Consider the following 20,777-nt stretch of genomic DNA (forward strand, 5'->3'; position numbering starts at 1 on the left):
GAGCGACATTAAGGTTCGGGTTACCGATCCGTCAATGTCTTGTTACGAAAGAGAGCGCTCTCCCATGCCCACCGAGGACTCCCCGGCACCCCTGTAAAGCGCGCTGACCAGCCTCGACGGCACGCGACGGCACCGCCCCCGACCGAGGCGGCCGGGGGCGGCGCGAAGAGCAGTGCGCCTACGCTGAGTCAGGCGGCGGTGGCGGCGAGGTTCCGTACGCCGGTCCGCGCCGAGGCCGTGCCCCGCTCATCCGCGGCACCGGCCTGCGCGGCGCCCGGCTGCCCGCCGTCGACCGGCCGCGGCGAGGCGGACTGCGGCGAGGTGGCCGGCTGCCGGGGCGCGGCGGACTGCCGCGGCGTCCGGGCGGCGCTCAGCCCCGCCTGCGCGTTGTTCCAGGCCGCGCACGGCCACGCGGCCCCGGCGCAGCTCGGGCTGGCGCAGACGCGCTCGGCGTCCGGCTGGTGCGCGTCGGCCACCGCGGCGGCCAGGTCCCACAGCAGCGGATCGGTCACCTCCGCGGGGCGGTCGGCGACGCGGTCTGTGCTGGCTTCGGACATGATTCGGTCCCCCTGTCGTGAACGGCCCCCACCTGTTTCCGGAAACCGCCCCGGCCAAACCTGCGCCCGCCCGGGGCGCCGACATAGGCTGGCCGGCGTGGCGAGGTACTACGACCTGCATCCGGACAACCCCCAGCCCCGCGTGATCCGGCAGGTGGTGGACCTGCTGCGCGCTGACGGGGTGATCGCCTACCCGACCGACTCCTGCTACGCGCTCGGCTGCCGGATCGGCAACCGCGACGGCGTGGAGCGGATCCGGGAGATCCGGCGGCTCGACGACCGGCACCCGTTCACGCTGATGTGCGCCGACTTCGCCCAGCTCGGCCAGTTCGTCAAGCTCAGCAACGCGGTCTTCCGGCAGGTGAAGTCCGTCATCCCGGGCAGCTACACGTTCCTGCTGCCGGCCACCGCCGAGGTGCCGCGCCGGTTGCAGGACCCGCGGCGGCGGGTGGTCGGGGCACGCGTGCCCCGGCACACCGTGACCCAGGCGCTGCTCGCCGAACTCGGCGAGCCGCTGCTGACCAGCACGCTGCTGCTGCCCGGCGAGGACGAGCCGATGACGCAGGGCTGGGAGATCAAGGAACGGCTCGACCACCTCGTCGACGCCGTCGTCGACGCCGGTGACTGTGGGCTGGAACCGACCACCGTGGTCGACCTGTCCGGTGACGAGCCGGAGATCCTGCGCCGCGGCGCCGGCGACCCGGCCCGCTTCGAGTAATGATCACCCGTTCCGCCCCGCCCGGCCGCCGCCGTAGGGCACCGTGATTCCCGGCGGACGGTGACGGGGGTACGGCGTGGAAGCACTCGTGCTGATCACGGTGCTGGGCGCCACCGTGCTCGTCGGCACCACGATCGGCGGTCGTTACAGCGTCGCGCCGCCGGTCCTGCTGATCGCGATGGGCGCGCTGATCGGCCTGCTGCCGCCGTTCGACAACCTGATCCTCGAACCCGAGGTCGTGCTGGTGCTGTTCCTCCCGGCGATCCTCTACCGGGAGAGCCTGGTCATCAGCCTCCGCGAGATCCGGGCCAACCTCACGGTGATCGTCGGGCTCGCCGTCGTGCTGGTGATCGTCACGATGGTCGCCGTCGCGTACACCGCGCAGGCCCTCGGCGTGCAGCCGGCCGCCGCGTGGGTGCTCGGCGCGGTCCTGGCCCCGACCGACGCGGCCGCCGTGGCCGGCCTGGCCAAGCGGATGCCGCGCGGCATCCTCACCACGCTGCGCGCGGAGAGCCTGGTAAACGACGGTACGGCGCTCGTGCTGTTCGCCGTGGCGGCGGGTGTGGTAGCGGGCGGGACGGTGCCGAACGCGCTGACGCTCACCGGCGAGTTCGTCGGCAAGTCGCTCGGCGGGGTGGCCGCCGGCCTGCTCGTCGGCGTGGTCGTGGTGCTGATCCGCAAGCACGTCGACGACCCGATGCGCGAGGGCGGGCTGAGCATCCTCACCCCGTTCGTCGCGTTCCTGCTCGCCGACGCGGTGCACGCCAGTGGCGTGCTCGCGGTGGTCGTGTCCGGACTGCTGCTGTCCTACGCGGCGCCCCGGGTGATCCGGGCCCGTTCCCGGGTCACCGCGTTCGCCTTCTGGGACCTGTCCACGTTCATGGTCAACGGTGGTCTCTTCGTGCTGCTCGGCACGCAGGTGCCGCGTTCGCTGCGCAGCATCACCAGCCACTCGCCGGCCGCGTCGCTCGGCATCGCGGCGCTCGTCGCGGTGGTCGTGGTGGTGATCCGGCTGGTCTGGGTGCACCTGTCGGTGTCGGTGCTGCAACGGGTGGACCGGCGCGAGTCGAGCCGGGCGCGGCGCTTCGACGGCCGGATGCGTACCGCGGTGGGCTGGGCCGGGTTCCGCGGCGCCGTCTCGCTCGCCGCCGCGCTCGCCGTGCCGGTCACCATGCACGACGGGAGTTCGGTACGCGAACGCGACCTGATCATCTTCGTGACCGTCGTGGTGATCGTGCTGATCATGCTGGTGCAGGGCACCACGCTGCCCGCCGTCGTGAGCTGGGCCGGCCTTGACGGCGACCGGGAACGCGACGACGAGGTGCGCTGGGCCCGGATCCGGGCCACCGAGGCCGCCCTGGAGGCGCTGCCCCGGGCCGCCAGTGACGTGGGCGCCACCCAGGACACGGTGGACCGGCTGCGCGCCGACTACGAGGATCATCTGGCCGACGTCCGCGACCCGGGCGGTGAGGACGCGGCGAGGGAGCGGGAGATGGCCCGGCGGCTGCGGTTGCGGGTGCTCGACCACAAGCGGCAGGAGATCACCCGGCTGCGCAACACCAGGCAGATCGACGACACGGTGCTGCGCCAGCTCCAGGCGGCCATCGACATCGAGGAGATCCGGCTGCTCGGCCCGGAGATGGAGGAGTGAGCCGGGCCGGCCGCCACCCGTCCGGGTGGCGGCCGGCGTGGCTCAGCGCGGGTCGACAGCGACCACCGTGTACGGGGTGGTCGGCGTCGGCGGGGTGGTGAACCGGCCGTTCGGCAGGTAGAGCCGGCCGAGCGCGGCGGCGACGGTGGTCGGCACGTCGAAGCCCGGATCGGTGATGACGCCGCGGGCGACGCCGGCCGTGCCGGAGCGGTTCAGGTCGACCACGGCGACCTGGTTGAGGAAATTCTGCACCACGTACAGCGTGCGGCCGAGTAGCAGCAGGCCGTCGCCGTTGAGGAAGGTGGCGCCCGGCACGTTGACGGCGGTGGTGACGCCGGTGGCCGGGTCCACCCGGAACAGGGTGCCGGTGTTCGACTGCACGACGATCAGCGCGCGCCCGTCCGGCGTGGGCGCGATGCCGTTGAGGTTGACGCCGGTGCCGATCTGCTGGAAGTCGCCGGTCAGCGGCAGCGTGGTGAAGCCGTCGGCGGGCGGCAGCTTGCCGCCGCGTCCCAGCGGCAGCCGGTAGAGCACCGGCCGGTTCGAGTCGGTGAACCAGGCGGCGTCGCGGGTGAGCGTCACGTCGTTGACGAACGTCGGGGCGTCGGCGAACCGGTAGCGGGCGAGCACCGCGCCGGTGCGCGTGTCGATCACCCGGGCGTCGCCGGCGGTGCCGCCCGCGACGAAGAGCCGGCCCCGCGGGTCGACCTTCAGGCCGAGTGAGGGGGTGCCGGTGGCGGGGCTGATCTGCTTACCGGCTCCGGTGATCAGGTCGGCGCGGTAGATCTCGCCGGTGGCCCGCGACCCGAACCAGGCGTACCGGCCGGCGGCGGCGACGCCCTCCGGCTGGAAGCCGTCGGGCAGCGCGCTGACGCTCGGGCGGCGGTCGTGGGCGGTGGCGGGGGCCGGGGCGGCGGTGGTGACGAGGGCGGCGGTCAGGGCGACGCCGAGGGCGGTCCTGATGCGTCGGTTCACTGTGGTCCTTCCGGCGAAACGGTGGAACAGGACCTACCCCACTGTACGGTCGCCGGCCGGTGCCCGCCGGGGACGCGACCCGGCACGGTGCTCCCGTGCCGGGTCGCGCCGGCTGTCAGCCGGCCGCGCAGGCCGGTGTGCCGGAGGGCGCCGTGCCGGTGCCCTGGAATCCGAACTCGGTGGTGCCACCGGCACCGACCTGGCGGTTGTAGTCCACGTTGCGGAACGTCACCGCACCGCTGGTGCCGCTGGCCTGGGCGCTCCAGGTGTTCGTGATCGCCGAGCCCGAGGGCACCGTGAGCGACACGGCCCACCCGTTGAGCCCGCTGGAGCCCGCGGTGATCCGGACGTTGGTGACGAAGCCGCCCTGCCACTGGTTGGTGGTGAACGTCGCGGTGCAGGCGCCGGTCGGCGGGGGAGTCGTCGGCGGTGCGCTGGTGGGCGGCGTGCTGGTGGGCGGCGCCGAGGTGGGCGGGGTGCTGGTCGGCGGCGCGGTGGTGGGCGGCGGGGTGCCGCCCTCGTTGAGCGCGTTCAGCACGGCGGTGTACGCCTGCTTCTTGTTGCCGCTGCCGTCGAACAGCAGCGGGGTGCCGCTGGCCCGCCAGGAGTCGGTGTCCCGGATGCCCCAGACGGTGATGCCGTTGCAGCGCGGCACGGCCAGGCAGTCCCGGGTCACGTTGCCGTACGTGGTGGCCTGGCTGCTGCCCGAGCCCTCGATGTCCAGCTCGGTGATCTGCACGTCGACGCCGAGCGCGGCGAAGTTCTGCAGCGTGGTGCGGTAGTTGCTCGGGTACGGCGAGCCGCTGTTGAAGTGCGACTGGAAACCGACGCAGTCGATCGGCACGCCCCGGGACTTGAAGTCCCGCACCATGTTGTAGACGCCCTGGGTCTTGGCCCACGTCCAGTTGTCGGTGTTGTAGTCGTTGTAGCAGAGCTTGGCGCCCGGGTCGGCGGCGCGGGCGGCACGGAACGCGGCCTCGATCCAGTCGTTGCCGGTCTGCTGGAGGTTCGAGTTGCGGCGGGCGCCGCTGTTGCCGTCGTCGAACGCCTCGTTCACCACGTCCCAGGAATGGATCTTGCCCCGGTAGTGGGTGGCGACCTGGGTGACGTGGTTGATCATCGCCTCGCGCAGCGCGCTGCCGGACAGGCTTCCCGTCCACCCGGGCTGCTGCTGGTGCCAGAGCAGCGCGTGGCCGCGTACCCGCATGCCGTTGGCCTGAGCGTGCGCGACGAGCCGGTCGCCGGCGCTGAAGTTGAACTGGTTCCGGGACGGCTCGGTGGCGTCCCACTTCATCTCGTTCTCGGCGGTGACCATGTTGAACTCGCGGTTCAGGATGCCGACGTACGTGCTGTCGGACAGCTTGTTCACCGCCACCGCCGTGCCGAAGTAGCGGCCCTGCTCCGCCGCCGACGCGCCGAGCGTCGTGCCGGCGCTGGCGCTGGTCGCCGCCGCTATCGTGGCGGCGACCACCGCGGCCCCCGCCACCATCGCGACCACAGCGGTTCGCGGGCGTGACCGGGCTGCCGCGCTCCCGCTGCCGCGGGCGAGCAACTTGTCCATCTGAACGCCTCTCCTAGCCTGTCAATGGGATCGGCTCGCCTCGGCCACCGCCCGCCACGACGTCGGCTCCGCGCGGCCGCCCGGTGGCCGCGTCAGGTCGGGGAGCGAATCCCCGGCACATCGTGAGTGGATCGAAGCGAATCTCTGCTTGGAGCCTACCGGAAGCGTTCCGAAAACTTAATCACCTCGATACGTCGACATCCGGGCACGCGGCGGCGGGTGGGCGGGCGGGATCCGAGTGCGGGCACGGCCTGCGGGCACGCCCGTACCGCCCGCGGCGCTCCGGAAGTTTCGGGGGCCGCCGGTTCTGCCGCTTGAGTCGATCGCGCCTGCGGACCGATGCTTGGCGAATCGACCGTAGACGACGGAGGAGGTCCTGGAGGATGCGCCGGCCCGCGCTCGTCGTACTCGTCCTCGCCGCCCTGCTCGCCGGCACCCCGGCGGTCGCCCGGGCCGGCGCGCCGCCGCCCGGCCCCGCCGCGCTCGCCGCGATCCGCACGCCCGGCACCGCCTGGGGGTACGACCCGGCCGCCGGCCGGCTCACTGTGACCGCCGACGACACGGTACGCGGCCGCGAACTGGCCGCGTTGCGACGCACCGCGGACCGGGCCGGCGCCGTGCTGCGCCACGAACCCGGGCGGCTGCGCACGCTCATCGCCGGCGGCCAGGCGATCTACGGCGGCGGCGGGCGCTGCTCACTGGGCGCCAACGTGCGCAGCGGCACCACCTGGTACTTCGTGACCGCCGGGCACTGCACCCGCCTGGCCGCCACCTGGTACGCCGACAGCGCCCGCACCACCGTGCTGGGCAGCCGGACCGGCAGCAGCTTCCCCGGCAACGACTACGGCGTGGTCCGCTACACCGGCGCCGTCTCCCATCCGAGCGCGATCCACACCTATCCCGGGCAGGTCACCGTCACCGCCGCCGGCAGCGCGTACGTCGGGCAGGCGGTATGCCGCAGCGGCGCCACCACGGGCGTGCGGTGCGGCACCGTCACCGGGCTGAACGCGACAGTCAACTACGCCGAGGGCAGCGTCACCGGGCTCATCCGCACGAACATCTGCGCCGAGCCGGGCGACAGCGGCGGCCCGCTCTACGTGGCCGCGACCGGCACCGTGATCGGCGTCCTCTCCGGCGGCAGCGGCAACTGCACGAGCGGCGGCACCAGCTACTACCAGCCGATCCTGGAGGTCCTCGCCGCGTACGGCCTGACCATCCCCTGACCGGCGGTGCGGCCGGGGCGCCCGACGCGCCCCGGCCGGTGGTCAGCCCGCGCAGTTGTTGTTGCGCACCGGCCGGGTCAGCCGCTCCTGGTCCCCGAACGCCGCGTACACCCGCAGGTAGCACGGCAGGTCCACGTCACCGTAGTAGCTGACGACCTGGTCGTCGTAGTGCGTGGTGCCGCTGTCGGTCACCTGCCACGTGCCGCCGTCACCGGACTGGATCTCCCAGTAGACGTCGCCCGAGCAGCCGTCCAGGCCGCGCGACCAGGCGATCAGGTTCGCGCCGTTGTAGATCTCCGACTGCACCAGGGTGCAGGCCGCGGCCTGGGCCGGTGTCGCGACCGCGATCAGGCCCGCGGCCGTCATCGCCCCGGCGCCGAGCGCCGCCATCAGCTTGCGCATGCTTCAGCTCCTCCACGGTGGATGGTGGATCTTTCCGCCGAGGGTAACGGGAGGTGAAAACAAGCTTCAATGCCTGAGTGGCAAACCGTGGGAATTCTTCAGCTCAGGCGTCGCCGGGCACGGCCATCTCGCCCAGGCGCGACCAGTCCTGCTGCGGCACCGTCACGTTGACGATCCTGGGCGTCTCGGCCAGGTGCGGCGGCAGCGTGCGCTGGGCGGTCCGGAAGTGCTCGGACTGCACGTGCGCGGCGCCCGCCTCGTCGTCGCGGAACGCCTCGACCAGCACGTACTCGGTCGGGTCGTCCAGGCTGCGGGACCAGTCGAACCACAGGCAGCCGGGCTCCGCCCGGGTCGCGGCGGTGAAGTCGGCGGCGATCTGCGGCCAGCGGTCGGCGTCGGACGGGCGGACCCGGAACTTCGCGGTAATGAAGATCATGGGATCAGGCTACCCAGGCCGGACAGGCCGCCGTGCGGCATCAGCTCTTGGCCGCCGGCCCGAGCAGTTCGGCCGCCCGCCGGTCGGCGAACGCGGTGACCGCCTGCTGCCCGGCGCCGAACACGATCGCCAGGCCCAGCAGCGCGGCGGTGCTGCTCACGCTGGTCTCCACCAGGCCGCCGATGACCAGCATGATGCCGACCACCGCCACCAGCGGGCCGATCGCGAGCTTCAGCAGCCCCTGCTGGAACGGCAGCTTGTAGGGCAGCCCACCGGACCGTGAGGTGATCATCGAGGGCAGCGCGCTGAGGAACGCCCCGAGCGCCCCGGCGATCAGCACGAAGAACAGCAGCCGCCAGGCCGGCACGCCACCGGCGTCGGTCGGCGCCTCCAGCAGCCGTACGTCGTGGCTGCGCCACTGCACCAGCACCACCAGGACCTCCGCCACCAGTGCGAACACCGACAGCCCCAGCATCCGGTTGCGCAGCCGGCGCGCCGACTCGTGGAACTCGTCCGAGACGGCGTGGCAGCGCTGCAGGAGCGCCTGCACCCGGGCGCGCAGCAGATCCGCGGGCACCCCGCTGGTCACGGTGTCGAGGTCGGTGAGCACCTTGTCGTCGGCCGGCAGCATCTGCGCCGCCGCGCTGCGGTACGCGGGCAGCAGCCCGGTCAGCTCGTCCGCGGAGCGCAGCCCCACCATGGCCCGCTCCACCCAGTGGATCGTCTGCCACGCGTACTCCAGGTTGCCGCCGCGCAGCCACTCGATGACGCCGCTGCGCCCGAGCACCGCCTCCACGCCGGACAGCTGCGCACGCAGTGCCGCGGCCTGCTCGGGGTTGCGCGTGGCCAGCACCGCGAGCTGCTGGTACAGGTCGTCGAGCTTGGTGCGGACGCGGACCTGCCACACCGCGCGGGGAACCGACGTGGCGGGCGGGAACGGCAGGCCCTCCGGTGCGTTCCGGGGCCCGGGTATGGCCCCGGGCTGGGTCTCCTGCTCGCTCATGGTGCCCCACCTCTTTCCCCGCGCCGCGCGGACCTGCTATCACTATTCCCAGGTCAGGGTCATGACGGCTAGCGCACACCGGACAGTCGACACAGCTCGCGAAGGCGCGGGATCCGGCCCGACGGACGAGGCCGGAGCGCTCGGGCGGTCGGTAGCCTGAGCCGGTGACCGTCTACGCCCTCGCACAGCTCACCGTCCACGACCGGGCGCGCTACGACAGGTACGCCGCCGCCTTCCCGCCGGTGCTGGCCCGCTACGGCGGGAAGCTGCTCGCCGCCGACACCGCCCCCCGCGTGGTCGAGGGCGACTGGCCGCACCAGAAGGCGGTACTGCTGTCGTTCGACAGCCGCGAGGACTTCGAGCGCTGGTCCACCTCGCCGGAGTACCGGGAGATCTCCCGGGACCGGGAGGCGGCCACCGAGGGTGTGGTCCTGCTGCTCGACGGGATCGGGCACGCCTGGCCGGCCTGACCGGTCAGAGCCGGTGACGCACCCACACGTTGGGCTCAACGTACGCGGCGTGGTCGTGGTCGACGTCGACGAGCACCGGCGTCAGCGCGCCCGGCACGGTCACCGGCCCGGACGTGTCGAACGGCAGCCCGGTCCAGCGCCGCCAGTCCGCGAGCGTGCCGGTCACAGTCATCGACCGGGGCGCGACCCGCTCGATCACCCCGCCGGTCCGTACGTGCACCCGCAGCCACGGGTCGGCCGGCAGCCCGTCGGGGCGGCGCCGGGCCGCGTACTCGGTCATCGGCACGTCCGGGACGGCGGCCTTGCCGTTCGGGCGCACCGGCGCCACGAGCGTGTCGAAGCCGGCCCGGGCCACTGCCGCGCGCATGGCCGCGAGCATCAGCCCGGACACGCCGCCGCCGCGCCGGTCCGGGCGCACGCAGATCTCCAGGGCGGACACCAGGTTGGGCTCGGACCCGGTGAGCCGGCCGAGCGTGACCCGCTGGATCACCCGGTCCCAGCCGCCGTCGGGCAGCTCGTCCTCGGTCCAGCGCAGTGGCGCCGCGTAGCCCCGGGCGACGGCCCGGCCCGGCTCGGCCGGGTCGACGGCGGCGAAGACGAACTCGGGATACAGCTCGTGCACGACGCCGTAGTAGAGCGCGCCCATCGGATCCCAGAGCATGAACGGCGGCCAGGCGCCGTCGAAGTCGGTGTCGAGCAGTGGCGCCAGGTCGGGCCGCTGCGCCAAGGTCACGATCTCCACTGTCACGCCGGGCAGGCTAGGGCCCCGCGGCGCGGACCGCACGCCGATTTGTCGGGGCCCCTGGTTAGGCTGCCGGCATGGCAGATCCGTTCCGGGTACGCGTCGCCGTGCGCGGCTACGAACTCGACACGCAGGGGCACCTCAACCAGGCGGTCTACCTCCAGTACGCCGAGCACGCCCGCTGGGAGTGCCTGCGCGCGTCCGGCGTCGGCCAGGACCGGCTGCTCGCCGGCGGCGTCGGGCCGGTCGCGCTGGAGGTGACGGTGCGCTACCTGCGGGAGCTGCGCGGCGGCGACGAGGTCGACGTGACCTGCGAGTTCCACTGGGGCGAGGGCAAGACGTTCCGGATCGGCCAGGAGTTCACCCGCGCGGACGGCACCCCGGTCGCCTCGGTGACCGGCGTCGGCGGCCTGCTCGACCTCACCGAACGGCGGCTCGTGTCCGACCCGCGCGAGCGGTTCCGGGCGCTGGCCACCGACCCGGGGCCGATGAGCCTGTAGCGCCCGGTCAGCCCGCCGCGCGCAGGTAGGCGAGCACGGCGAGCACCCGCCGGTTGGTGTCGTCGTCCGGCGGCAGGCCGAGCTTGGCCAGGATGTTGCCCACGTGCTTGCCCACGGCTGCCTCGGTGACGTGCAGGCGGGCCGCGACGGCGGTGTTGGAGTGGCCCTCGGCGACCAGCCCCAGCACCTGCCGCTCCCGCGGGGACAGCGCGCCGAGCGGGTCGCGCGGGCGGCGCAGCAGGTGCCGCACCACGTCCGGGTCGACGGCGGTGCCGCCGGCCGCCACCCGGCGCAACGTCGCGGCGAACTCGGCGACGTCGGCCACCCGGTCCTTGAGCAGGTAGCCGACCCGGTGGCCGTCGCCGCTGTCGAGCAGCGCGGCGGCGTACCCGCTCTGCACGTGCTGGCTGAGCACCACCACGGCGAGGTCCGGGCGTTCCGCGCGCAGAGTGACGGCCGCGCGCAGGCCGTCGTCGCGGTGCTGCGGCGGCATCCGGATGTCGGTCACCAGCAGATCGGGCCGGTGCGCGCGGACCGCGTCGAGCAGCTCCGGGGCGGAGCCGACGGCGGCGTCCACCGCGAAGCCGAACCGGGTCAGCAGGCCCACCAGGCCCTCCCGGAGCAGCACCTCGTCCTCGGCCAGGACGACCCGGGTCACGGCCGGCACGGCAACTCCACCCGCACGAGGGTAGGCCCACCGGGCGGGCTGGACAGCAGCAGCCGCCCGTCGGCCGCCGCGACCCGGTCCGCGAGCCCGGTCAGGCCGGTGCCGCGCGCCGGGTCGGCCCCGCCCCGCCCGTCGTCGCGCACCTCCACCACCAGCATGCGGTCGGTACGGGTCAGCCGCACCTGCGCCCGGGTGGCGCCGGCGTGCCTGGTGACGTTGCCGAGCGTCTCCGAGACCACGTACCAGGCGGTGGTCTCGGCCAGCTCCGGCACCGGGCGGGTCAGGTCGGCGTGCACGGTGACCGGGACGACCGACCGGCCGGCCAGGTCGCCGACGGCCGCGGCCAGGCCGAGTTCGGTGAGCTGCTGTGGGCGGATGCCCTGGACGATGCCGCGCAACGTCACCATCAGCTCCTTGGCCTGCTCGTGCGCCGCGGCGAGCGGCCCCGCCGCCGGGGAGCCGTCCGGCACGTCGAGGCGGGCCAGCCCGAGCTGGAGGGTGAGGCTGGTCAGGCGCGGCTGCACGCCGTCGTGCACGTCCCGCTCGATGCGGCGCCGCTCCGCCTCGTAGGCGCTCACCAGGCGGGCACGGGACCGGGTCACCTCGCGCAGGGCCGTCCCGGCGGGTGCGTCGTCGAGCAGCAGGCGGGTCACCGCCGCCTGGACCGCGACGAGCAGCCCGGCCAGGTAGACCAGCGCCGGGACCGCCAGCACACCGGCGAACGCGTACGGCACCGCCTCGGCCGGGGAGTCGACAGTGGCCCAGACCAGCACGATCCGGTCCTCGCCGCCGGCCAGCCACGGGCCGGCGACGAGCGCCGCGTCCAGCAGCACGAGCAGACCGAACACCCCGTACGCCAGCGGCACCGCCGCACCCAGTACGGCCAGGTACGCGGCCTCCCGCCATCCGGTGGCGGTGGTGAAACGGGCGGCGAGCCCTCGCCACCTCGGCGTGGTCACCGGGCGGTCGTCGACCAGGCCGAGGCGCCACCGTTCGACCGCCGCCACCGGCGCGCCGGTCAGCGGGGCGAGCGCCACCACCGCCAGTGCCACCACGGCCAGCGCCGCCAGCACTCCGGCGTCGACCGGGCGGCCCCGCCGCAGCGCGCCGGCCACCAGCAGCAGCGGCGCGGCGACGACCGTCGCGCCGAGCGCCGCCGCGCCGGCCAAGGGCAGGGTCGTGACGGCGTACGCCAGGGCCCGCCACGGCCATGCGGAGAGCAGGTAGTGGCGGCGGCGCAGCGCGGCGGCCAGCCCGTGATCAACTGTCATGGCCCGACGCTAGCCAGGCCACGCCGCCCGGCCCAGCCGGCTGGACCCCGCTCTCCGGGTAGGTCTGGCCCTACCCGGAACCGGCCCGCCACGCCCCGTGCGCCGGGCCGCCCCGACACGGTGCACTCGGCGGATGAGAAACCGCCTCGCGGCCGCATGCTGGCTGCTCGCCACCGCGTCGTTCCTGGTCGCCAACGTCATCGTCGGCCTGGCCTGGGAGCAACCCGGGTTCAGCTGGGCCGAGCACAACGTCAGCGACCTCGGCAACGTGACCTGTGGCGTGTGGGACACCAGCCGGCCGCGCCCGGTCTGCTCGCCGTGGCACCCGGCCATGAACGCCGTGTTCGTCGGCGCCGGGCTGCTGCTCGCGCTCGGCGCGCTGCTCGCACACCGGGCGCTGCGCCCGGGCCGCGCCGCTGCTGTCGCCGTCGCGTCGATCGTGGCCGCCGGGTCCGGGTACGTGCTGGCCGGCCTCTACCCGGCGGACGTGGACGAGAACCTGCACGTGCTCGGCGCGCTGCTGGTCTTCGCGTTCGGCAACGCCGCGATGCTCGCCGCCGCGCTCGCCGGCCGGTCGGCGCTGCTGCGCGAGCTGCGGACCGCCGGCGCGCTCCTGGGCCTGCTCGGGCTGGCCGGCACCGTGCTGTTCCTGTCCCGGGTGGACGCCGGCATCGGCGTGGGCGGCATGGAACGCGTCGCCGTGTTCCCGCTGTTCGCCTGGGTGACGGCGGCCGGGCTCCGGCTGCTGCGCTCGCGTCGGTCCCGGCCCCTATCCTGACCGGATGGAGCTGGCGTTCAGCGGCGAGGTGTGGTTCTGGCGCGGCCCGGCGCCGTACCACTTCGTCACGGTGCCCGACGAGCAGAGCGCGGCGATCGAGGCGGCCTCGGCGTCGGTCACCTACGGCTGGGGCATGATCCCGGTGACGGTCCGCATCGGTGGCACCGACTGGCGGACGTCGCTGTGGCCGAAGGACGGCCGGTACGTGGTGCCGCTGCGGGTCGCGGCGCGCCGGGCGGAGGGGATCGAGCTGGGTGACCGGGTCGACGTGCGGCTGACGGTGGACGTGTGACCGGGCCTGAGCTGGCCGAGGCGGGCCGGCTGCTCGCCGCCGCGCGGCGGCCGGTGGTGTTCACCGGGGCGGGCATGTCGGCGGAGAGCGGCGTGCCGACGTTCCGGGACGCCCAGACCGGGCTCTGGCAGCGGTACGACCCGCAGGAGCTGGCGACCCCGGCGGCGTTCCGGGTCGACCCGGCGCTGGTCTGGGGCTGGTACGAGGCACGCCGGCACGGGGTGCGCCGGGCGCGGCCGAATCCGGGGCACCTGGCGGTTGCCGCGATCCAGGCCCGGCTGCCGGAGACGGTGGTGATCACGCAGAACGTCGACGACCTGCACGAGCGCGGCGGCGTGCCCGCCCCGGTACGCCTGCACGGCAGCCTGTTCGCGCCCCGCTGCTCGGCCTGCGCCCGGCCCGCGCCGCTGCCGTCCGACCTGCCGCCGCCCGCCGATCCACCGGTGCCGCACGTCGGGCCGGTGCCACACGGCGAGCCGGTGCCGCACGTGACGGAACCGCACGACGGGCCGCTGACCCCGCCCGCGTGCGCGGGATGCGGGGCGCCGGTGCGACCCGGGGTGGTCTGGTTCGGTGAGGCGCTGCCGTCGGCCGCGCTCGACGCGGCGGTCGAGGCGGCGTCCGGCTGCGATCTGCTGCTGACAGTGGGCACCTCCGCGCTCGTGCACCCGGCCGCCGAGATCCCGCTCGTCGCGGCCCGGCTCGGCGCCCCGGTGGTGCAGGTGAACCCGGTGCCGACGCCGCTGGACGCGATCTGCGCCGTGAACCTGCGCGGCCCGGCCGGCGAGGTGCTGCCCGCGCTGGTCCGCGCCGCCTGGCCGGACGCGCCCGCCGGCTGAGCGCCGGCGCCGCCTGGCCGGACGCGCCCGCCGGCTGAGCGCCGGCGCCGGCCGCCGCGTCCGGTGAGCCGCCACCCGCCGCCGCGGTCGAAGGTAACCGGTACGCATCAACCGGTTTGAAAGCCGCACCCACCGGAGAAGTGCAGGTCGCGCCCGGCAGAGCGGCCGGCGCGATCACGGGAGGTGGCGATGTCACGGAAACTGCGGGCGACCGCGTTGGCCGGGGTGCTGACCCTGGCGATCAGCGGCTGCGGCGGCGTCGGCGGGGGAGGAGACTCCGGCGGCGGTGGCGCGAAGGGCAGCGGCGCGCTGAGCACCATGGGCTTCAGCCTCTCCGACGAGATCGCCACCACCCGGGTGGACGCGTTCAAGCGCGACCACGGCGACGTCCGGCTGACGGTCACCGAGGGCGCGTTCGACGAGCAGCAGTTCCTGTCAGCGGTTGCCTCGGGCAACCCGCCGGACCTGGTCTACATGGACCGCAAGCTCATCGGCACGTACGCCGAGCGCGGCTCGATCCAGCCGCTGACCGACTGCGTCGAGAAGCAGCGGATCGACATGGCGCAGTACCGGCAGTCCGCGCGCGAGCAGGTGACGCTCGACGGCACCGTGTACGGCATCCCCGAGTTCTCCCAGGTCCGCGTGCTCTACCTGAACGAGGCGCTGCTCAAGCGGGCCGGGCTGAGCGCCGACGAGGTGAACCTGGCCGACTGGGCGGGCCTGCCCGCGCTCAACGCCAAGCTCGCGGCCGTGTCCGGGGGCCGGCTCAGCCGCATCGGCATCGACCCGAAGATCCCCGAGTTCCTGCCGATGTGGGCGAAGGCCAACGGCGCCGACATGATCTCCGCCGACGGCACCCGGGCCAACCTCACCGACCCGAAGGTGGTCGAGGCGCTCACCACCGGTGTCGGGCTGATCCAGGCCCAGGGCGGCTGGGGGAAGTTCAAGTCGTTCCGGGACACGTTCGACTTCTTCGGCGCGCAGAACCCGCTCGCCAAGAACCAGATCGCCGCGTGGCCGATGGAGGAGTGGTTCCTCAACCAGGCCGCGAAGAACAGCCCGGACGCCGAACTGGTGGTCAAGCCGTTCGTGGACCGGCAGGGCAAGCCGCTGAGCCTGTCCTCCGGGCAGGCGTGGGTGATCACCAAGGGGGCGAAGAACCCGGAGGCCGCCTGCGCGTTCGTCAAGCAGATGACCGCCACCGACACCTGGCTGGCCGCCGCGCGGGCCCGCGCCGAGGCGCGCAAGGCCGCCAACCTGCCCTTCACCGGCCTCTGGACCGGCAACACCAGCGCCGACAAGAAGATCTTCGACGAGGTGTACAAGCCCACCGGCAACAAGCGCTTCGACGACGCGGTGCAGACCATCCGTCAGGCGCAGGACGCCGCGTTCGCGATGCCCGCCTCGCCGGCCGGCGCCGAGTTCGACAAGGCCTGGACGGACGCCGTCAACCGGGTGCTGTCCGGTCAGGAGCAGCCCGCCCAGGCGCTCGACCGCGCCCAGCGGGAGGCGACCGCCGCGCTGGACAAGGCAGCGGACTAGCCCGCCATGGCCACCACCACCGTCACCCCTGCCGTACCGGGCCGGCGGCGCCGCGCGTCGCTGGCCCGGCGGGAGGCCCGCTGGGCGTACCTGTTCCTGGCGCCGTGGATCGTCGGGTTCCTGGCGTTCACCGCCGGGCCGATGATCGCCAGCCTGTGGCTCAGCTTCACCGAGTACGACGTGATCAACTCACCGCGCTTCACCGGGCTGGACAACTACCGGCAACTGATGTCGGACCCGCAGGTGGCGCGGAGCCTCGGCAACACCGTCTACTACACCGCGCTGCACGTGCCGCTGGTGATGGCGATCTCGCTCGGGCTGGCCCTGCTGCTCAAGCGCGTCGGCCGGCTCTCCGGCTTCTTCCGTACCGTGTTCTACCTGCCGGTGATGACGCCGGCGGTGGCGGTCGGCATCCTGTTCCTGCTGCTGCTCAACACCCAGGACGGCCTGATCAACCGCGGCCTGGCGCTGGTCGGGATCGACGGTCCGAGCTGGACCACGGACCCGGACTGGGTGATGCCCGGCATCGTGCTGATGAGCCTGTGGAGCCTCGGCTCCACGGTCATCATCTACCTGGCCGCGTTGCAGGGCGTGCCGCGCGACCTGTACGAGGCGGCCCAGCTCGACGGCGCCGGCGCCTGGGCGCGGTTCCGGCACGTCACGCTGCCGATGATCTCCGGTTCGTTGTTCTTCACGCTGATCGTCAACACCATCGCGTCGCTGCAGATGTTCACCGAGGTCTACACGATGTACTTCGGCAACCGGCAGACCGCCGGCTCGTTCAGCAGTGACGCGGCGTCGTTCTACGTGATCCACCTGTTCCGGGAGGCGTTCCAGTTCCTGCACATGGGCTTCGCCTCTGCCATGGCCTGGCTGCTCTTCCTGATCATCCTGGTGATCACGCTGGTGCAGGTGAAGCTCGGCAACCGGTTCGTCTACTACGAGGGGGAGGACCGGTGACCACCACGAGTCAGCCGCCGGCCGCCGGCGCCGTCGTCGCGCCGGTGCCCGCGCCCGGGCCGGCGCCGCAGCCGGACGAGGGCCGCCGGCCCCGCTGGCAGCGGGCGCTGTTCGTGCTCGCCCTGGTGGCCGCCGCCGTGGTCTTCCTGCTGCCGTTCGTCTGGCTGGTCGGCGCGTCGCTGCGACCACGGGAGTACGTCTTCGCGCCGGGCCTGCTGCCCACCCCGTTCGCGCCGGACAACTACGCCCGGGCGTGGGAGGCGATGCCGCTCGTCACCTGGCTGACGAACAGCCTGGTGGTGGGTGTGGCGGCGGCCGCCGCGGCGACGCTGTCCAGCGCCTGGGTCGCGTTCGGGTTCGCGTACTTCCGGTTCCCCGGCCGTAACCTGCTCTTCGGCCTGGTGCTGGCCACCATGATGCTGCCGTTCGCGGTCACCATGATCCCGACGTACCTGATCTGGAACCGGCTCGGCCTGGTCGACACGCAGGTGCCGCTCTGGGCGGGCAACCTGTTCGGCTCGGCGTTCTACATCTTCCTGCTGCGCCAGTTCTTCCTGTCGCTGCCCCGGGAGTACTTCGAGGCGGCCCGGGTCGACGGCGCGAGCTATCCGCAGCTGTTCTGGCGGATGGCGTTCCCGCTGGTCCGCCCGGCGCTGCTGGTGGCGTTCGTGTTCGAGTTCAAGGCGAGTTGGACGGACCTGGTGAAGCCGCTGATCTACCTGCGCAACGAGCAGCTCTACACGCTGCCCCGGGGGCTGAAGGTGATCCTGGACCGGTTCGGCTACGGCGGCGAGCAGCAGTGGGAGATCGTCCTCGCCGCCAGCGTGATCGCCACCGTGCCGATGATCATCCTGTTCTTCCTGGCGCAGCGGCACTTCGTGGAGGGAATCGCGACGGGCGGGCGCAAGGGGTGAGCCTCACGCGTCGCGCGGTGCCCGCTTCGGGAAGACGGTGTACGCGACCGGCCAGAACACCAGCCAGCCCGCCATCACCACGGTGAGCCGGCCGGTCCACGCCCACAGCTCGGCGGTGCGGTCGCCGTCGCCGACCACGGCGATGCCGGCGAGCAGCACGGCGCAGGCGACCGCCCAGCCGATCATGCCCTTGCCCCACTCGCGCCACTCGTGCCGGGCCCGAGCCATGCCGTACCGGGGGGCCCGGCGCGGGGGAGGGCCGCCGGCGAACCGGTGCGCGAAGCGCTGGTCGGCCCAGCGCACCATGCTGTGCCCGAACGCCACCGAGAACCCGAGGTACGCGGCGGCGAGGCCGTGGGCGAACGTGGCGGTCGGTCGCCCGGCTGCACGCCCTGCTCGACGGGCTCGCGCTGCACGCGCTGCTGCACCCCGAGCGGATGCCGCCCGCGCGCGCCCTGGAACTGCTCGGCGCGCACCTGGACGGGCTGGCCGCGGCCTGAGCGCCCTGGCCGCGTCCTGAGCGACTCAGTCGCCCGGCGGGCGGCCCATCGCCGCGCCCAGCTCGGCGCGACTGGCGATGCCCAGCTTGCGGTACACCCGGGCCAGGTTGGCCTCCACCGTCTTCGGGCTGATGTAGAGCGCGTCGGCGATGAGCCGGTTGGTCTGGCCCCGGGCGGCGAGCCGGGCGACCCGCTCCTCGGTGGCGGTCAGCGTCGTCGGGGCCGGGGTGCGGGCGCCGATGCGGCCCAGCTCCGCCCGCGCCCGGTCGGCGAACGCGGACGCGCCGAGCGCGTCGAACTCGGCCACCGCCGCGTCCAGCGCCGCCCGCGCCTCCCGGCGCCGCCGCACCCGCCGGTACGTGCGGCCGGCGGCGAGCAGGCAGCGGGCCCGGTCCAGCGGCAGCACCGCCTCCGGAACCGCGGCCCGGGCCTGCGTCAGCGCGTCCAGCGCCGCGCCCGGATCCGCCCCGGTCGCCCCGGCCAGCAGCACCCGGCTGCGGGCCAGCCCGAGCGCCGTCCACGGGCGCGGCAACCTGCTGTGGCGCCGCGCCAGCCGGTCCAGCGCGGCGTGCGCGGTGTCCAGGTCACCGGCGCCCACGCACGCCTCGATCCAGTCCGGCTCGAAGCGCTGCCCCAGCGGTTCGGCGATGCCCGACCCGTCCAGGTCGGCGGCGAGCGCGCCGTACGCCGCCGCGGCGCTGGCCCACTCGCCGGAGGCCAGCGCCACCAGCCCGGTGAGCTGGTGGTGCAGTCGCCGTGTCCACGCGTCACCGAGGTCGTCCTCGCGGCGCAGCCCGGCGGCTGCGGCGGCGGCCTGCGCCAGCCGCCCCCGGTGCGCGTCGAGCACACCGGCCAGCCAGCTCTCGCCCACCAGCCCGGTGCCCAGCTGCTCACCCAGGTCACGGGCGGCGGCGATGTGCGTGCCCGCCTCGGCGAAGCGCCCCGCCAGCAGTTCCGTCTCGCCCAGGTGGGTCAGCACCTCGTGCCGCAGCGGATCGTCGCCGCGCGCCACCGCCAGATCCAGCATCACGTGCAGCCGGGACCGCGCCCGGTCGTGGTCGTCGACCGACTTCCACCAGATCGCCGGCACCGAACCGGCCAGGAAGGACGGCTCACCGTCCTCCAGCGACAGGGCCCGGTCCAGCAGGTCGGTGGGCGCCGGGCCGCCGGCGCGTACCTCGTGGAAGAACAGCAGCAGCAGCGCGGCCGTGAGCAGCGGGCGGTGCTCGTCCCGGTCGGACAGCCGGGCGATCGCGGCCCGCGCGTGCCGGCGGGCGGGCTCCGGCTGGTCGTGGAACATGGTCAGGTGGGTGTGGATCCGCCCGGCCAGGTGGCCCTCTGGCCCGGCGGCGGCGAGCGCCTGCTCGGCGACCCGGACGGCGGTGACCAGGTCGTCGGCGCACCACGCGACGAGCGCGCGCAACAACAGCGCCTCGCCCCGCTCGGCGCCGGTCAGCTCGCCGGCCGCCGCCTCGGCGGCACGCCCGGCCGCCGCGTAGTCGCCGCTGTCGATGCGGCACTGCACCGCGTCGAGGCGACGCCGGTTCCGGTCGGCGGTAGCGGACGGCGGGGTCAGCTCGGCCGCCCGGGCGTACCAGTCGGCGGCGAGCGCGGACGCGCCGCGCATCCGCTGCCGGGCCGCCGCGGCGGCCAGGTCGGCGGCGACGGCGGCGTCCGGCGCCACGGTGCAGCGGGACAGGTGCCGGGCCCGCTCGTCCGGGTCGGCGACCGCGCCGGCGAGCAGCGCGTGCAGCCGCCGCCGGGCGCCCGCCGGGATGCTCTCACGCACCGCCGCCGCGTACCGGGGGTGCGCGAAGTCGATCCGGCTCGGAGTGACCACGACCAGCCCGGCGTCCTCGGCCGCGTCCAGCCCGCCGGGCGGCACGCCCGCCGCCGCCAGGTCCCGCACTGTCGGTACGGTCAGCAGCGCGGCCAGCCGCACCGCGTCCCGGCTCGGGCCGGGCAGCGCCCGCAGCGTCTCCGCGAGCAGCAGGCGCAGCGACGGCGGTACGGGCAGATCCTCGTCGTGCGCGGGCGGGCGGGGCAGCCGCAGCACCGCCCGGGCCAGTTCGATCGCCAGCAGCGGGTTGCCGTCGGCGTCGCGCGCCAGCCGGTCGGTGAGCGGACGGCTGAGCGTGCCGCCGAGCCGGGCCGCCAGGACGCGGTGCAGGTCGGGCGGGGTGAGCGGGGGTACGTCGGCGCGCAGCAGCGGATGCCGGCCGGTCGGGTCGTCGTCCAGCCCGAGCGGCACCGGCACCGGTGGGTTGTCCCCGGTGCGGTGGGTGGCCAGGACGGCGGGCCACCGGGTCAGCCGGCGCAGCGCGAACCGCAGCGCCCGGGCGCTCGGCGGGTCCAGCCACTGCGGATCGTCGACCGCGAGCAGGACCCGGGGCGCATCGGTGACCGCCGCGTCGAGCAGCGTCCGGGTCGCCGCACCCACCGCCCGCTCGTCCACCGCGCCGTCGTGCTCACCGGTCAGCAGCACCATGTCGGCCGCGACCCGCTGCGGCGCGGGCAACCCGGGTAGCGCGTCGGCGAGCGGGCGGAGCACGTCGGCCAGAGCCGCGTACGGCAGCGCGGTCTCGGCCTCGGTGGGCGCGGCGGACAGCACCCGCCAGCCGGTGCGCCCGGCGTGGGCGACCACCGCGCGCCACAGCGCCGTCTTGCCGATGCCGCTGGGACCGCCGAGCAGCACCGGCGTACCGGAGGCCAGCGCACGCCACACCCGCTCGACGACCGCGTCGCGGCCGACCAGTGCGGCGTCCATGGCGGGATG

Annotated in this window: 21 protein-coding genes and 2 pseudogenes; 12 read left to right on the forward strand and 11 right to left on the reverse strand. The window is 74.3% G+C overall.

Annotation, left to right across the window (positions count from 1 at the left end; genetic code table 11):
* Positions 1-188: 188 nt before the first annotated feature.
* The gene (locus Q3W68_RS17205) at positions 189-557 is read right to left on the reverse strand and encodes a hypothetical protein (RefSeq protein WP_302906398.1); all 369 of its coding nucleotides are present in this window, start codon (positions 555-557) and stop codon (positions 189-191) included.
* Between the two features lie 97 nt (positions 558-654).
* Here Q3W68_RS17205 and Q3W68_RS17210 point away from each other — a divergent pair, with 97 nt between their 5' ends.
* Both Q3W68_RS17210 and Q3W68_RS17215 read left to right on the forward strand, forming a co-directional pair.
* Positions 655-1,275, forward strand: coding sequence for an L-threonylcarbamoyladenylate synthase (locus Q3W68_RS17210; protein WP_302906399.1), 621 nt, complete (start codon positions 655-657; stop codon positions 1,273-1,275).
* Between the two features lie 76 nt (positions 1,276-1,351).
* A complete protein-coding gene (locus Q3W68_RS17215) occupies positions 1,352-2,926 on the forward strand; it encodes a Na+/H+ antiporter (protein ID WP_302906400.1) in 1,575 nt (524 codons plus the stop codon).
* Between the two features lie 42 nt (positions 2,927-2,968).
* Here Q3W68_RS17215 and Q3W68_RS17220 read toward each other — a convergent pair whose 3' ends face one another.
* A complete protein-coding gene (locus tag Q3W68_RS17220; protein WP_302906401.1) occupies positions 2,969-3,901 on the reverse strand; it encodes a superoxide dismutase in 933 nt (310 codons plus the stop codon).
* A 115-nt stretch (positions 3,902-4,016) separates the two neighbouring features.
* Complete coding sequence (locus Q3W68_RS17225) at positions 4,017-5,462, reverse strand: endo-1,4-beta-xylanase (protein ID WP_302906402.1); 1,446 nt, start codon at positions 5,460-5,462, stop codon at positions 4,017-4,019.
* Between the two features lie 383 nt (positions 5,463-5,845).
* Here Q3W68_RS17225 and Q3W68_RS17230 point away from each other — a divergent pair, with 383 nt between their 5' ends.
* Entirely contained in the window at positions 5,846-6,685 is an 840-nt protein-coding gene (locus Q3W68_RS17230; RefSeq protein WP_302906403.1) for a S1 family peptidase, read from the forward strand.
* Between the two features lie 42 nt (positions 6,686-6,727).
* Here the strand turns inward: Q3W68_RS17230 and Q3W68_RS17235 are convergent, their stop codons facing one another.
* The 3 genes from Q3W68_RS17235 to Q3W68_RS17245 form a co-directional block, all read right to left on the reverse strand.
* The gene (locus tag Q3W68_RS17235) at positions 6,728-7,087 is read right to left on the reverse strand and encodes a hypothetical protein (RefSeq protein ID WP_302906404.1); all 360 of its coding nucleotides are present in this window, start codon (positions 7,085-7,087) and stop codon (positions 6,728-6,730) included.
* 103 nt (positions 7,088-7,190) lie between these two features.
* Positions 7,191-7,523 carry a putative quinol monooxygenase gene (locus tag Q3W68_RS17240; protein WP_302906405.1) on the reverse strand — a complete coding sequence of 111 codons (333 nt, stop codon included), beginning with the start codon at positions 7,521-7,523 and terminating at the stop codon, positions 7,191-7,193.
* Positions 7,524-7,563: 40 nt separating this feature from the next.
* Positions 7,564-8,526: a hypothetical protein gene (locus tag Q3W68_RS17245; RefSeq protein ID WP_302906406.1), complete on the reverse strand. Its 963-nt coding sequence runs from the start codon at positions 8,524-8,526 to the stop codon at positions 7,564-7,566.
* Between the two features lie 164 nt (positions 8,527-8,690).
* On the opposite strand from Q3W68_RS17245, the gene Q3W68_RS17250 reads away from it, so the two are divergent.
* Positions 8,691-8,996, forward strand: coding sequence for a DUF1330 domain-containing protein (locus tag Q3W68_RS17250; protein ID WP_302906407.1), 306 nt, complete (start codon positions 8,691-8,693; stop codon positions 8,994-8,996).
* Positions 8,997-9,000: 4 nt separating this feature from the next.
* Here the strand turns inward: Q3W68_RS17250 and Q3W68_RS17255 are convergent, their stop codons facing one another.
* Positions 9,001-9,744, reverse strand: coding sequence for an N-acetyltransferase (locus tag Q3W68_RS17255; protein WP_302906408.1), 744 nt, complete (start codon positions 9,742-9,744; stop codon positions 9,001-9,003).
* Between the two features lie 71 nt (positions 9,745-9,815).
* Here Q3W68_RS17255 and Q3W68_RS17260 point away from each other — a divergent pair, with 71 nt between their 5' ends.
* Positions 9,816-10,238, forward strand: a complete 423-nt coding sequence (locus tag Q3W68_RS17260) for a thioesterase family protein (RefSeq protein WP_302906409.1) — start codon at positions 9,816-9,818, stop codon at positions 10,236-10,238.
* A gap of 7 nt (positions 10,239-10,245) precedes the next feature.
* Here Q3W68_RS17260 and Q3W68_RS17265 read toward each other — a convergent pair whose 3' ends face one another.
* Together Q3W68_RS17265 and Q3W68_RS17270 are read right to left on the reverse strand one after the other, a co-directional pair.
* Positions 10,246-10,905 carry a response regulator transcription factor gene (locus Q3W68_RS17265; protein ID WP_302906410.1) on the reverse strand — a complete coding sequence of 220 codons (660 nt, stop codon included), beginning with the start codon at positions 10,903-10,905 and terminating at the stop codon, positions 10,246-10,248.
* Positions 10,893-12,176, reverse strand: a complete 1,284-nt coding sequence (locus Q3W68_RS17270) for a histidine kinase (RefSeq protein WP_302906411.1) — start codon at positions 12,174-12,176, stop codon at positions 10,893-10,895. The genes Q3W68_RS17265 and Q3W68_RS17270 overlap by 13 nt, the downstream gene beginning before the upstream one ends.
* A 133-nt stretch (positions 12,177-12,309) precedes the next feature.
* On the opposite strand from Q3W68_RS17270, the gene Q3W68_RS17275 reads away from it, so the two are divergent.
* The 6 genes from Q3W68_RS17275 to Q3W68_RS17300 all read left to right on the forward strand — a co-directional run bounded on the left by Q3W68_RS17275 (position 12,310) and on the right by Q3W68_RS17300 (position 17,501).
* Positions 12,310-12,954: a DUF998 domain-containing protein gene (locus Q3W68_RS17275; protein WP_302906412.1), complete on the forward strand. Its 645-nt coding sequence runs from the start codon at positions 12,310-12,312 to the stop codon at positions 12,952-12,954.
* A 4-nt stretch (positions 12,955-12,958) separates the two neighbouring features.
* On the forward strand, positions 12,959-13,246 hold the full coding sequence (locus Q3W68_RS17280; protein WP_069088624.1) for a DUF1905 domain-containing protein: 288 nt from the start codon (positions 12,959-12,961) through the stop codon (positions 13,244-13,246).
* Entirely contained in the window at positions 13,243-14,085 is an 843-nt protein-coding gene (locus tag Q3W68_RS17285; protein ID WP_302906413.1) for a Sir2 family NAD-dependent protein deacetylase, read from the forward strand. The genes Q3W68_RS17280 and Q3W68_RS17285 overlap by 4 nt, the downstream gene beginning before the upstream one ends.
* A 189-nt stretch (positions 14,086-14,274) precedes the next feature.
* Positions 14,275-15,627, forward strand: coding sequence for an extracellular solute-binding protein (locus Q3W68_RS17290; protein ID WP_302906414.1), 1,353 nt, complete (start codon positions 14,275-14,277; stop codon positions 15,625-15,627).
* A gap of 6 nt (positions 15,628-15,633) precedes the next feature.
* Complete coding sequence (locus tag Q3W68_RS17295) at positions 15,634-16,587, forward strand: carbohydrate ABC transporter permease (protein WP_302906415.1); 954 nt, start codon at positions 15,634-15,636, stop codon at positions 16,585-16,587.
* The gene (locus Q3W68_RS17300) at positions 16,584-17,501 is read left to right on the forward strand and encodes a carbohydrate ABC transporter permease (RefSeq protein ID WP_302906416.1); all 918 of its coding nucleotides are present in this window, start codon (positions 16,584-16,586) and stop codon (positions 17,499-17,501) included. Before Q3W68_RS17295 ends, Q3W68_RS17300 begins: the two co-directional genes overlap by 4 nt.
* Positions 17,502-17,504: 3 nt before the next feature.
* Here Q3W68_RS17300 and Q3W68_RS17305 read toward each other — a convergent pair.
* Positions 17,505-17,873 (reverse strand): annotated as a pseudogene (locus tag Q3W68_RS17305) (hypothetical protein); the annotation flags it as partial.
* A gap of 5 nt (positions 17,874-17,878) precedes the next feature.
* Here Q3W68_RS17305 and Q3W68_RS17310 point away from each other — a divergent pair.
* Positions 17,879-18,001, forward strand: a pseudogene (locus Q3W68_RS17310) (TetR family transcriptional regulator C-terminal domain-containing protein); the annotation flags it as partial.
* 25 nt (positions 18,002-18,026) lie between these two features.
* On the opposite strand, the gene Q3W68_RS17315 reads toward Q3W68_RS17310, so the two are convergent.
* Positions 18,027-20,768 carry an AAA family ATPase gene (locus tag Q3W68_RS17315; protein ID WP_302906417.1) on the reverse strand — a complete coding sequence of 914 codons (2,742 nt, stop codon included), beginning with the start codon at positions 20,766-20,768 and terminating at the stop codon, positions 18,027-18,029.
* Positions 20,769-20,777 lie beyond the last annotated feature (9 nt).

Origin of the sequence: Micromonospora sp. C28ISP2-4 (assembly GCF_030519385.1) — a bacterium.
Lineage (GTDB): Bacteria > Actinomycetota > Actinomycetes > Mycobacteriales > Micromonosporaceae > Micromonospora > Micromonospora tulbaghiae.

Excerpts from the sequence above, each read along its gene's own strand:
- Q3W68_RS17230 (WP_302906403.1), top strand. The coding sequence starts at position 5,846 with ATGCGCCGGCCCGCGCTCGTCGTACTCGTCCTCGCCGCCCTGCTCGCC.
- Q3W68_RS17275 (WP_302906412.1), top strand. The coding sequence starts at position 12,310 with ATGAGAAACCGCCTCGCGGCCGCATGCTGGCTGCTCGCCACCGCGTCG.
- Q3W68_RS17245 (WP_302906406.1), bottom strand. The coding sequence starts at position 8,526 with ATGAGCGAGCAGGAGACCCAGCCCGGGGCCATACCCGGGCCCCGGAAC.
- Q3W68_RS17235 (WP_302906404.1), bottom strand. The coding sequence starts at position 7,087 with ATGCGCAAGCTGATGGCGGCGCTCGGCGCCGGGGCGATGACGGCCGCG.
- Q3W68_RS17315 (WP_302906417.1), bottom strand. The coding sequence starts at position 20,768 with ATGGACGCCGCACTGGTCGGCCGCGACGCGGTCGTCGAGCGGGTGTGG.
- Q3W68_RS17260 (WP_302906409.1), top strand. The coding sequence starts at position 9,816 with ATGGCAGATCCGTTCCGGGTACGCGTCGCCGTGCGCGGCTACGAACTC.
- Q3W68_RS17225 (WP_302906402.1), bottom strand. The coding sequence starts at position 5,462 with ATGGACAAGTTGCTCGCCCGCGGCAGCGGGAGCGCGGCAGCCCGGTCA.
- Q3W68_RS17280 (WP_069088624.1), top strand. The coding sequence starts at position 12,959 with ATGGAGCTGGCGTTCAGCGGCGAGGTGTGGTTCTGGCGCGGCCCGGCG.
- Q3W68_RS17205 (WP_302906398.1), bottom strand. The coding sequence starts at position 557 with ATGTCCGAAGCCAGCACAGACCGCGTCGCCGACCGCCCCGCGGAGGTG.
- Q3W68_RS17270 (WP_302906411.1), bottom strand. The coding sequence starts at position 12,176 with ATGACAGTTGATCACGGGCTGGCCGCCGCGCTGCGCCGCCGCCACTAC.
- Q3W68_RS17295 (WP_302906415.1), top strand. The coding sequence starts at position 15,634 with ATGGCCACCACCACCGTCACCCCTGCCGTACCGGGCCGGCGGCGCCGC.
- Q3W68_RS17290 (WP_302906414.1), top strand. The coding sequence starts at position 14,275 with ATGTCACGGAAACTGCGGGCGACCGCGTTGGCCGGGGTGCTGACCCTG.
- Q3W68_RS17240 (WP_302906405.1), bottom strand. The coding sequence starts at position 7,523 with ATGATCTTCATTACCGCGAAGTTCCGGGTCCGCCCGTCCGACGCCGAC.